The sequence below is a fragment of the Orrella sp. 11846 genome (genome assembly GCF_048820935.1).
Classification (GTDB): domain Bacteria; phylum Pseudomonadota; class Gammaproteobacteria; order Burkholderiales; family Burkholderiaceae_B; genus Algicoccus.
In genome coordinates this window covers 112,077-123,636 of sequence record NZ_JBMERD010000005.1, presented here as the reverse complement: position 1 = coordinate 123,636, position 11,560 = coordinate 112,077, and the positions used below count along the sequence as shown (strand labels likewise).

At 49.0% G+C, this 11,560-nt stretch carries 14 protein-coding genes; 1 reads left to right on the top strand and 13 read right to left on the bottom strand.

Going from position 1 to position 11,560, the window contains the following annotated elements; genetic code table 11:
* Window positions 1-56 precede the first annotated feature (56 nt).
* The 13 genes from ACOI06_RS05820 to ACOI06_RS05760 all read right to left on the bottom strand — a co-directional run bounded on the left by ACOI06_RS05820 (window position 57) and on the right by ACOI06_RS05760 (window position 10,745).
* Window positions 57-1,589 (bottom strand): DegQ family serine endoprotease, encoded by a 1,533-nt coding sequence (locus tag ACOI06_RS05820; protein WP_420661581.1) that lies wholly within the window; start codon window positions 1,587-1,589, stop codon window positions 57-59.
* Between the two features lie 47 nt (window positions 1,590-1,636).
* Window positions 1,637-2,611: a MucB/RseB C-terminal domain-containing protein gene (locus ACOI06_RS05815; protein ID WP_420661580.1), complete on the bottom strand. Its 975-nt coding sequence runs from the start codon at window positions 2,609-2,611 to the stop codon at window positions 1,637-1,639.
* Entirely contained in the window at window positions 2,608-3,192 is a 585-nt protein-coding gene (locus ACOI06_RS05810) for a sigma-E factor negative regulatory protein (RefSeq protein ID WP_420661579.1), read from the bottom strand. Before ACOI06_RS05810 ends, ACOI06_RS05815 begins: the two co-directional genes overlap by 4 nt.
* A gap of 14 nt (window positions 3,193-3,206) precedes the next feature.
* On the bottom strand, window positions 3,207-3,806 hold the full coding sequence (rpoE, locus tag ACOI06_RS05805; protein WP_420661578.1) for an RNA polymerase sigma factor RpoE: 600 nt from the start codon (window positions 3,804-3,806) through the stop codon (window positions 3,207-3,209).
* Complete coding sequence (locus ACOI06_RS05800; RefSeq protein ID WP_420661577.1) at window positions 3,799-4,263, bottom strand: hypothetical protein; 465 nt, start codon at window positions 4,261-4,263, stop codon at window positions 3,799-3,801. The genes rpoE and ACOI06_RS05800 overlap by 8 nt, the downstream gene beginning before the upstream one ends.
* Window positions 4,260-5,489, bottom strand: coding sequence for a beta-ketoacyl-ACP synthase II (gene fabF, locus ACOI06_RS05795; protein WP_420661576.1), 1,230 nt, complete (start codon window positions 5,487-5,489; stop codon window positions 4,260-4,262). The genes ACOI06_RS05800 and fabF overlap by 4 nt, the downstream gene beginning before the upstream one ends.
* A 135-nt stretch (window positions 5,490-5,624) precedes the next feature.
* The gene (gene acpP / locus ACOI06_RS05790; RefSeq protein WP_420661575.1) at window positions 5,625-5,861 is read right to left on the bottom strand and encodes an acyl carrier protein; all 237 of its coding nucleotides are present in this window, start codon (window positions 5,859-5,861) and stop codon (window positions 5,625-5,627) included.
* Between the two features lie 51 nt (window positions 5,862-5,912).
* Window positions 5,913-6,647: a 3-oxoacyl-ACP reductase FabG gene (gene fabG / locus ACOI06_RS05785; RefSeq protein ID WP_420661574.1), complete on the bottom strand. Its 735-nt coding sequence runs from the start codon at window positions 6,645-6,647 to the stop codon at window positions 5,913-5,915.
* A gap of 36 nt (window positions 6,648-6,683) precedes the next feature.
* Window positions 6,684-7,625 carry an ACP S-malonyltransferase gene (gene fabD / locus ACOI06_RS05780; RefSeq protein ID WP_420661573.1) on the bottom strand — a complete coding sequence of 314 codons (942 nt, stop codon included), beginning with the start codon at window positions 7,623-7,625 and terminating at the stop codon, window positions 6,684-6,686.
* A gap of 53 nt (window positions 7,626-7,678) precedes the next feature.
* Window positions 7,679-8,668, bottom strand: a complete 990-nt coding sequence (locus ACOI06_RS05775) for a beta-ketoacyl-ACP synthase III (RefSeq protein ID WP_420661572.1) — start codon at window positions 8,666-8,668, stop codon at window positions 7,679-7,681.
* Window positions 8,665-9,693 carry a phosphate acyltransferase PlsX gene (plsX, locus tag ACOI06_RS05770; protein WP_420661655.1) on the bottom strand — a complete coding sequence of 343 codons (1,029 nt, stop codon included), beginning with the start codon at window positions 9,691-9,693 and terminating at the stop codon, window positions 8,665-8,667. Before plsX ends, ACOI06_RS05775 begins: the two co-directional genes overlap by 4 nt.
* An 82-nt stretch (window positions 9,694-9,775) precedes the next feature.
* Complete coding sequence (rpmF, locus tag ACOI06_RS05765; RefSeq protein WP_420661571.1) at window positions 9,776-9,958, bottom strand: 50S ribosomal protein L32; 183 nt, start codon at window positions 9,956-9,958, stop codon at window positions 9,776-9,778.
* A 175-nt stretch (window positions 9,959-10,133) separates the two neighbouring features.
* Complete coding sequence (locus ACOI06_RS05760) at window positions 10,134-10,745, bottom strand: YceD family protein (protein WP_420661570.1); 612 nt, start codon at window positions 10,743-10,745, stop codon at window positions 10,134-10,136.
* A gap of 173 nt (window positions 10,746-10,918) precedes the next feature.
* Between ACOI06_RS05760 and ACOI06_RS05755 the strand changes: the two genes are divergently transcribed.
* Window positions 10,919-11,560, top strand: coding sequence for a Maf family protein (locus tag ACOI06_RS05755; protein ID WP_420661569.1), 642 nt, complete (start codon window positions 10,919-10,921; stop codon window positions 11,558-11,560).

The window sequence follows — 11,560 nt, the reverse complement described above, 5'->3', positions numbered from 1 at the left end:
TGCGTGCCTGCGATCGGTTAGCTGACTATTTTAGCCGCTAACCGATCGCACACGGATCAATCCTTCTCTGGACGCACAAGTATCCATTGCGCTTGTCCATCGCGCTCAATCATCATACCAACTGATTTAACTGATTTTAGAGCCTTCACAAGTTCGACAAACTGCTTTGCAGAGGTCACATCATCATTACCAATCGTCACAATAATATCACCCGCATGAATTCCTGCTTGGGCACCGACACCTGTACTCTCAATCACACGCACACCTTGCTGCGGTTCTGCGCCATCTTTATCTTGACGTGTTTTATCGTCCAGATCAACGACGGTCAAACCTAATGCCGTGTTTTGAGCATCAGCAGAAGTTTTGTCGTCTGACTCATTTTTCTCTGTTGCCGTTTGTGTCCCTGGAATCTCTTCAACGGTGACTTTAAGTGTCACACGCTTGCCTTTGCGCCAGACCTCCAGTTTTGACTTGCTGCCGGGTTTTGTTTGACCCACAATGCGTGGCAAATCAGACCATTTTTCAATTTTCTTGCCATCGTAAGACAAAATAATATCGCCTGCTTGGACACCTGCTTTTTGTGCTGGGCTATCAGGCATGACACGCGTCACCATGGCACCTTTGGCTTCATCCAATCCGCTGGCTTCGGCCACGTCTTTATTCACATCGCCAATTTGCACACCGATTCGTCCGCGAGAAACACGACCTTGTTCACGCAACTGGCTCACGACTTTCATGGCTTCATCAATCGGAATAGCCAAGGAGATGCCCATAAACCCACCGCTTCTGGACACGATTTGTGAGTTAATACCAACCACTTCGCCTTCTAAATTCAGCAAAGGGCCGCCCGAGTTTCCAGGGTTGACAGCCACGTCAGTCTGAATAAAGGGTAGGTAATCACCCGTATCACGACCAAGCGCAGAAATAATGCCAGCCGTCACAGTGGACTCCAGACCAAATGGTGAACCAATCGCTAACACCCACTGGCCTTTGCGCAGATTCTGATCTGAACCAATAGGCAGACTCGGCGTATCTTTCGCATCGACTTGGATCAGCGCAACGTCGGTACGCTCATCACTACCGATGACCTTCGCTTTCAATTCGCGCCCATCCGTCATGGTCACCAGAATTTCAGAAGCGCCCTCAATCACATGGTGGTTAGTCAAAATCGAGCCATCATCTGAGATAAAAAAGCCTGAACCGACACCACGGGGCACTTTTCGCTCTCCGCCCTCAGGGGCGCCACGACGCTGTTCGGGCGCGGGCATGCCTGGTCCTTGGAAGTCAGGTCCAAAAAACCAGCGAAACATTTCAAAAGGATCTTGTGGGCCATGTGGACTTTGTCTGCCCTGCGGCATAGCCGGCACAGTCGAAGAAGTTCGAATATTCACCACCGCACTCTCAGAAGCCTCAATAATGCTCTCAAAGTTTGGCAAGCCTGCTAATTCCGCACTACGCGCCATCACGCTCATGCTCGATAGCATCAAAGCAATCGCCACAAGGCATGCACTAGCCATGGCAAACCAGCGATTGCGTGACGTTTTGTTCGTCACAACTTCTTTAGATTCAAAAAATAAAACTTCTGACATGATCAACTCCGTTCTGATCTTGTTTTGTGACAACATACATTGGTTGGTTATTTGCGTCGAATCGAATCAGCAACCCATAAAAGACTTTTTTCAGGTACATCACCCACAACCATGACCCAAAAGTCTTCTAGACGCTTGCCATACAAATAACCGGAGCGGCCTTGTCGCAGACCGGTAATTTGGTGTTGACTCAAATCACCCTGATAAGGTTCAATAAAAACTGAAATACTTGCTAAGCCATCTGTTAGAAGCAATTGATCGACTTCTCGACCGTCCTGGAACAAACGGCGTGTCTGTTGCGAAACATGGAAACCTGGTGGGGCATCGTAGGTCCAACCTAAACGTTCCAAATCAACAGGTGTTCGTTCTTGGGTGATTTTCTTCCAATCATGCGTCACCCAGTTCGACTCAAGCGCCGCATCACTCACATCTTCATTAATCACAACCTGCGTAAAAACCACTTGTTGTGCAACCAAACCCTGCTCATCAAGGACCTGCGCTTTTAACAACAGCCCAGTTTCTTGATCTGCACAAATGCGAACACCCGACCGATACGCATCTTTAGGGACTAGTTCGAGTTCCACACAATCACGTCCCGCCACACGCCCAGGTGCTGGCTTACGGACCAATTCATAAAACTTTGAAAAGTCTGATGGCATGGACATCAATAAAGCTGGAAATCTGGCTCGCTTACGCGCCTCTGTCAACACGACTTTTCGATCAGGGAGCACACACGTCACGACATTATCGTGACGGATAAACTCCCGCACAAAATTATCCAAGGCTTCTAAACGCTCACGTTCCGAATCGCCATCCAGTCGATGTGCAATCCGGTATGAATGCATTTGATCGTTGAAATAGTACGTAAAAACACCTTCATAATCCAAGTTACGAGCCGCATCTTGGATGTTCAATAAAATTTGCGCTGTATCGTCCTGCTTAGCAACCACTGGTGCCGACATCAACGCAGTCAGACTAGTCACTAATATGGATACCACCCAAGCGCGAACAAGATGTTTCACTGACCCACTCCAGGTACATACGAAGCCATCTGCACATTGATCGGTCCTGCCAGCTGACGATGGGCATCTAGATAATCATCAATCGCAACTTTGGGTAAAGGCTGCACCGAATGGCTCGATGCTTGTAAGTTCTGCACGGGTGAAACTGTACCTAATGAATCGCCAATCATAGGTTGTACGATCCAAACAACTGAAGCCACAGCCGCTGTAATTGCCAATGTTGGTAGTGAAAACCAACGACGCCAGCCATTTTGTGAAGGCGACGTTTCAACGCTCGGGTGCTGCGCTTCTGGAGTAACCGCAATTTCTGGCCTATGCACGGACTCACGCTCGAGTGCTGCTGACATCCGTATGGCAAACATTTGTGAAACAGGTGTTAATGCATCTGATTTGCGCATTACCTCACCAATCAGGTGGTAAGCCACCCAATCTTGCGTCTCGGCGTGCGAAACCGTTAACGTCATTTCCTGAGTCTGGATTTCACCATCGACCATCGCACAAAGCGATTCCCTGATTCCCAGCACCTGAACTGGTGCCTGATTTGCACCGTCTTGCTCAATCATGTGCTCATTGTCAGACATATTTCACCTTCAGATTACCAACGTCGATCACCATGCTGCTGCAGCAATGGTCGTAATTTTTGCGCAATGGCTTCACGCGCCCTAAAAATGCGAGAACGTACTGTTCCGATTGGACAATCCATCGTCTGCGCAATTTCCTCATAGCTCAGCCCCTCAATCTCGCGCAGCACGATGGCTGTTCGCAATTCTTCAGGTAGTTGCTCAATCGCTTCGTTGACGCAGGCTGCGACTTCTTGTCCCGCCAGAATAGATTCTGGCGTATTACTGTCTGTTAGGTTCTCAATTTCGTCAAAAGTTTCATCTGAATCACTTTGTGACAAATTAGGGACACTTGGGCGACGAGTTTGAGCTGTCATCCAGTTGCGTGCAGTGTTGATTGCGATACGATACAGCCAGGTATAAAAGGCACTGTCACCACGAAACTGTGGGATTGCGCGGTAGGCTTTGATGAACGTCTCTTGCATGACGTCTTCAATTTCATTTTGATCGCGCATCATGCGTGATAAGAGACGCAAAATCTTGCGTTGATATTTTAAGATCAGTAAATCAAACGCTTTTTTATCGCCATTCTGAACGCGCGCTACCAGTTCAGCATCGGCCTGACGTTCACTCATACCCTGATTCCTGACCAGACAGCCATACAAGCACCAGCGTCAGCTGACGCCATGCGGTCTGTGTGAAATGGTGACGCCACAAAATTAAATACCACGAATGCTTCCTAGATGCGCTTGTTAATTCAGAGAACTCCACGACAATACACCATGGATAGCGCCACATCGCTTGCAGCAACAATGGCATTTGCCCGTGATGATGGTGACAGACGCCTAAATGCGTTAATCGCACGCTTTTTGAAGGCTGATTTTTAAAATAGTGATAGTACAGCCAAAAAACAAGGCTAATCGGCAAGGCAAGGCTAAAAACCCACCATTCTGTCATCAACCAGCCAGAAATTAAAACTGCTGACAGTCCCAACATCTGAACCATCAGCAGTATACGCTGAGAGATCTGACGTGATAGCTGATCATCAATATCGAAGATCCAACCAGTCACCTCATCGTCTCTCAAAATCACACGCGTTTCACGATCATCGATCCGTTTGTACCACCGAAACCAAATGAGTTCGACAAAGCCACGTCAATTTGCATATCTCTGGCTTCATTGGCACAGTAATCCAGATCACACTCAGGATCTTGATTCTGAAGGTTGATCGTGGGTGGGGAGATCTGGTTGTAAACAGCAAGTGCTGTAAAAACCGCTTCGACCCCACCAGCTGCACCCAATAGGTGACCTGTCATCGATTTGGTTGAGTTCACAACCAAGTTCTTGGCATGCTCACCAAACACAAGCTTAAGTGCTTCTGTTTCGTTCTTATCACCCAATGGCGTTGAGGTGCCGTGCGCATTCACGTATTGAACCGAATCAGGGTTGATGCCACCGTTGCGCAATGCCATTTCGACACCGCGACGTGGACCATCCTGATCAGGCGCTGTGATGTGATGCGCATCTGAACTCATTCCGTAACCGGCAAGCTCACCATAAATTTTGGCGCCACGGCGACGTGCATGCTCATACTCTTCAAGCACCAACACACCAGCACCTTCACCCAACACAAAACCATCGCGATCGATATCCCAAGGACGTGATGCGGCCTGAGGATCATCGTTGCGCGTGGACAATGCACGCATTGCTGCAAATCCACCCACACCCAGCGGAGTGACTGAAGACTCAGTACCACCGGCAATCATCACATCAGCATCGCCATATTCGATCAATCGACCTGCGTCGCCAATCGAGTGCAAGCCCGTGGTGCAAGCGGAGACCACCGCATAGGTTGGACCTTTCAGTCCCAAACGGATTGACAGTTGACCAGAGACCAGGTTAATCAAACTGGCTGGCACAAAGAACGGAGAAATGCGCCGGGCACCGCGCTCGAGATACTCTTTTTGCATCTCTTCAATACGCTGCAGACCACCAATACCAGAACCGATGATGGAACCGATTCTGTCTGCGTTCTCTTCTGTCACTTCCAACCCACTATCTTGCCAAGCCAGCATGCCAGCGGCAACACCATAGTGGATAAACGTGTCCATCTGCTTAATTTCCTTTTTAGGAATAAAGTCAGACACATCAAAATCTTTGACTTCGCCCGCAATGTGCGAATTCAATTCACTGGGATCAAATCGTGTAATACGATCAATGCCACTTCGGCCATTGATGATATTGTCCCAAACAGTCTTCAGATCATTGCCCACAGGGGACACAATACCAAGACCGGTAATGACGACTCGTCGTTTCAAGAGATACTCCTGAGTGTTCAAAAGACAGCACAAACCAGCGCAATAGCAGGTTGTTAAATAACCTACTATTGGCTGCTAAGGTCTGTCCGTTTCTTATGCAAACCTGACGATTTGCATAACAGACAGGGTGACGACTTACTTAGAATTGGCTCCGATGTAGTCGACAGCTTGTTTCACATTCGTGATTTTTTCAGCTTCCTCATCGGGAATTTCACATTCAAACTCTTCTTCCAGTGCCATGACCAGTTCGACCATATCGAGGGAGTCTGCACCCAGATCATCCAGAAATGAGGATTCGCTTTTGATTTCAGCTTCGTTGACACCAAGCTGTTCAGCCACGATTTTCTTGACGCGCTGTTCGATGTTTTCCATTCATGCTCTCCAAAGGGGAAAATTTTGAGAATTATAGCTAAGCAAAAAAAATCAGGACATGTACATGCCACCATTGACATGTAACGTTGTACCTGTAATGTAACCTGCTTGATCGCCAGCGAGAAACGCCACTGCTTTCGCAATGTCTGTTGCTTCCCCAAGTCGACCAAGCGGAATCTGGGTCATTAAACCTTGTTTTTGCTCATCACTGAGCACACGGGTCATGTCCGTATCAATAAATCCAGGTGCTACGCAGTTTACCGTGATATTACGACTTCCGAGCTCACGAGCCAAGGCGCGAGACATTCCGGCTACGCCAGCCTTTGCTGCGGCATAGTTGGCTTGTCCAGCATTACCAATCGAACCCACGACAGAAGTCACGTTAATAATACGACCTTCACGCGCCTTCATCATAGGACGTACAACCGCGCGACACAAACGGAACACACTGTTCAAATTGGTCTGCACTACCGCATCCCAATCTTCGTCTTTAAGACGCATCGCCAGATTATCACGCGTAATACCGGCATTATTCACCAGAATATGCGGACCACCTTCTTTCGTTAAAGTTGCCATCAAAGCATCGACAGCGGGCACATCGTTAACATCTAGCGCCACGCCGTGACCTTTAAAAGGCTCCAGATAGGCCTGAATCGCTTGCGCGCCACTTTCCGTGGTTGCGGTTCCATAAACTGTCGCACCACGCTGTGCAAGCTCAAGGGCAATCGCTTTCCCAATACCTCGTGATGCCCCTGTAACTAGCGCAATTTTTCCAGCAAGTTCCATTCCAATTCCTATTTCGTTGTCTGCTCAGCGTCCAGTTTAAGCTTCTTCTCGAAGCACATCGATCGCTTTTTGCATGCTTTGCGGATCATTTACGGACAGACCAACCAGATCACGATTAATACGTCTGACCAAACCCGACAGTACTTTACCAGGTCCACATTCAACAATATGCGTCACACCCTGACTGGCCATGGCTTCAATCGTCTGTGTCCAACGCACAGGATGCCACGCTTGATCAACCAGCGCCTGACGAATTGCATCAGGACTTTGATGAGTTTGAACATCGACATTATGAATCACAGACACTTTTGGAGCCTGAATATCAATTTTATTGAGTGCGTCTTGTAAAACCACTGCTGCAGGTCGCAACAAACTGGAGTGAAACGGTGCGGACACTGGCAAACGAACTGCACGTTTTGCGCCTGCTTGCTTAGCTGCTTCCATGGCGCGCTCAACCGCATCCACATGGCCCGCAATCACAACTTGTGCTGGGGCATTAAAGTTCACAGCCTCGACCACTTCAGATTGGGCGCTTTGTTGGCAAACCGCCAACACTGCATCATCTTCTAATCCCAAGATCGCCGCCATCGCGCCAGTCCCAACAGGCACCGCTGCTTGCATGGCGTCCGCGCGTACTCGAACAGCGCGCACGGCATCTTGTAAATCCATCGCGCCCGCCGCTGTCAAGGCCGCATATTCACCCAAGCTATGGCCAGCCATCACGCTGGCTTGTGGACCACCAGCGGCTTGCCAAGCTTCAAACATGGCGACAGAGGCCGCCAACATCGCAGGTTGCGTAAAGGTTGTCAGATTCAACTGCTCGACTGGACCATTGGCAATCAGTCCAGTCAGATCTTCATTCAGGGCTTCATTAGCCAGTCGCAACACCTTATCACTGGCTGCGTTGCCTTCCCAGGCTTGCATCATGCCAACTGTCTGAGAACCTTGGCCTGGAAATACGAATGCAAACTTCTTCATGTAAAACGTTCCGTCTCTACGTAATTAGAATAATCGTCAGTCAGGGCTTTTTTTCAGCCCATCGTTGCAACCACTGAGCCCCACGTAAATCCGCCACCAACCCCTTGCAGCAGCACGCGCTGGCCATCCTTAATTCGACCATCACGTCGAGCCGCATCGAGCGCCAAAGGCACACTGGCTGCTGAGGTATTTGCATGCTGATCCAAAGTCACAATCACTTGTTCCATCGGCATGGCGAGCTTTTTAGATAAAAACGCAAGAATTCTCAAATTCGCCTGATGTGGAATCATCCAATCCAAATCAGCAGTTGTTAATCCTGCATCGGCAAGCGTATCACGGGCCGAACGTTCCAGCACAGAAACCGCTTGTTTAAAAACGGCTTGTCCATCCATTCTGAGGAACGGATCACCTGTCACCGCCCCATCACGCACCTGACCAGGCACGTTCAGAATCTGATTCAAACTGCCATCCGCATTGAGCCTTGCGGCTTCAATACCTGGCTGATCAGAAGCTTGCAAGACAACAGCCCCGGCTCCATCACCAAAGAGCACGCAGGTTCCCCGATCATTCCAATCCAGAATCCGCGTAAAGACTTCAGCACCGATCACCAGTGCATTTTTGGCGCGACCCGCACGAATAAAACTATCAGCCGTTGTTAAGGCATACACAAAGCCACTGCACACCGCTTGTACGTCAAATGTTGCTGCACCCTGATTACCCAGCGCAGACTGCACTAAACAGGCTGTACTCGGAAAAATAAAATCTGGTGTGGACGTCGCTAAAATAATTAAATCGAGATCTTTTGCGCTAACACCCGCATTCTCAAGTGCACGTTGAGCCGCCTGTATTGCTAAAGTGCTCGTCGTCTCTTCAGGAGAAGCCTGATGGCGTTGATGAATTCCGGTACGGCTGACAATCCACTCATCGGATGTCTCAATCCCGCGTTGACCAAGCTTTTGTGCCAACTGTTCGTTTGTAACAACGTTCTCGGGCAGGTAGCTTCCTGTTCCGATAATGCGAGAAAAAATCTTGGATTGCGTCATGTCTCTGAATCCTGCTCCGATGAAGTGGATGTTGGCATCTGGGTTAATGAGGCGATCGTTGAAGAGATGCGATCCAGTAAACCTGAATCAACCGCCTGCCGCGCACGCTCCAACGCGCAACCAAAGGCAAAAACATCGGCTGAACCATGGCTCTTAAACACCACACCCCGCAGACCCAATAAAGCTGCCCCATTGTACTGTCGGTTATCAACCCGTGCCTTAAAGCGTTGTAAGACGGGACGCGCAGCCAGCCCCGAGAGCTTGGACACAGTGGATCGATGAAACTCTTCTTGAATCATTCGCCCCATCATCTTGGCCAGCCCTTCAACGGACTTCAAAACGACGTTGCCCACAAACCCATCACAAACGACAACATCCACTGTACCCATAAAAATGTCATCACCTTCGACATTTCCATAAAAATTCAGTGGACTGGCTCGTAAATACTCAGCAGCCAATTTGACCGTATCATTGCCTTTAATGACTTCAGAGCCAATATTTAATAGACCAACCGTCGGCAACAAGTCGGATTCACGCATCTGCACCAGAGCAGATCCCATGATGCCAAACTGCAGCAAATGATCCGCCGTGCAATCCACGTTCGCACCCAAATCTAACATGGTCGTCAAACCACCTTTGATGTTGGGCATGGCTGTCGCAATGGCCGGACGATCAATGCCTTCTAAGGTTTTTAGGACATAGCGGCTAATGGCCATCCAAGCGCCGGTATTACCTGCAGATACACACGCCTGCGCACGACCTGACTTCACAAGTTCAGCAGTCACACGCATCGAAGAGTCTCTCTTGCGACGCAAAGCAACTTCAACCGGATCATCCATCAGGACAACTTCGCTCGCATGTACAACTTCAAGGCGAGCGAGAACCTGACCATCAATCGCATGCTGCGATTTGGCCGCCTCGATTTCTTCAGACAGACCTACGAGCAAAAGCTCACAGTCAGGGTGATTTTTCGCAAACTCCAGCGCCGCTGGTACGGTTACGGGAATCCCAAAATCCCCGCCCATGCAGTCAATTGCAATTCGAATAGAAGTGTTCACACGTCAAACGGCACTGCCAAAGACAGTGGACCGCCTCCCGTTACCCGTCTTATTCGTCAGCTTTAGTTTTCAGGACTTTACGGCCGCGGTAAAAACCATTGGGGCTGATATGGTGACGCAAGTGCAATTCGCCTGTAGTTGGCTCAATTGCGGTTGGCGCACCTGTCAGCGCATCGTGCGAACGACGCATACCGCGTCTTGAGGGGGATTTTTTATTTTGTTGAACAGCCATGATGACTCCTACATAAACGCGTATTGAACGCGCATAACAGTTTTAAATTAAAAGATGCTTTTCGTAAAAGAATGCACGAATTAGATCACATTCAGTCTTTTACTTGTGTGCAAATGCGTTTCTAAGCGCATTTGCGCAACTCACCAAACCTGAACAAACTCGCTCAAATCTTGGCTTAGTCGCGTTTTGTTTTGAGATTTGCCAACACCTCAAAAGGGTTCTCCCGAACATCCTCAACCTCGTCAGGCTCTTCGGAAACCTTGATATTCTCAGAACATGTCGCGTGCTTAGGCACATAAGGAATTGCTAGGATCAACTGATCTTCCAACAATTCCATCACATCAAACTGACGTGAACCCACCAACATTTCAGGCTCATCAGGATCGACATCCTCCCGTTCAGCCTCATCGAACCGAGCTTGAGTAACCACATCGAATTCGATCTGCTCTGACACCAACACGTCCATTTCTTCCATGCAGCGCTGACAAGTTGTCACAACCTTCGCTTGAAGACGTAGCAAAACGCGCTCACGCTGTCCGACCTTAGACTTTCCCTGCAGCTCAAACCACAACACGCCGCGATCATCTTCCCGCAGCTCATCGATTGTCAATACGCGAGGCTGTACAGCAAAGCCTTCCAGCGCTCGATCCATCAAACTCAAAGAGAAAGCGCCGCGCAAAATCTCATGGTTTTTTGCAAAAGCCCAAAGATCCAATCTTGAAGGAGCTCCCCAATGGCTCTGGCAGCTCAGACGCCATGCACGTGCACCGCCCCAATCCGCGTCCATTCATAACTCCTTTCAGAGAAAAATCAACCCTGCGCGCGCCGATCCATTGGTCAAACCAGCTTATTCCCTAAGTGAGGATCAAGCTTATCGAAGCACAAAGAAATGAGAAAATCCCACTATTCTAACCTGAAACGTGATTGACAACAACGCACTTGTGGAGACATCATAAACCCATGACAAAATACGACATGCCTGACCTGATCCTTGCATCAAGCTCGACCTATCGACAAGCCCAACTCCGGACGCTGAGTCTACCCTTTCGCTGCGTTGTCCCTGAGATTTCTGAAGATGCACTTCCCTATGAATCACCCGCTGGATTAGCCAGACGGCTTGCTCTTCAAAAAGCCCAAGCAATCGCCAAGCAATTTCCAGACAGCATCGTGATTGGTGCCGATCAAGTCTTAAATCATCAGCTCAACCCCTTGGGTAAACCCATGACTCATGCACGCGCATTTGAGCAACTGACTCAGCTTTCTGGACAAACCGTCGTCTTTCACAGTGCTGTCGCACTTATCAGTGCACAGACACAACAAATTCGATGTGTCGATTGTCGGGCTCAGTTTCGAACTCTAACACCTGCACAAATTCAGGCCTACTTAAAACATGAACGTCCTTATGACACTGCAGGCAGCGCCAAAGCTGAAGGTTTGGGGATCACTTTATTAGCTTCGTTAGAGAGCAATGATCCGAGTGCCATCATTGGCTTACCCTTAATCGCGCTCACAGACATGCTAAGCCGGATTGGACTCAACCCCCTGGAACACATCTCGTCCCACTCCACCATCACAGATATCGAAATGCCATCTGAACCTTAA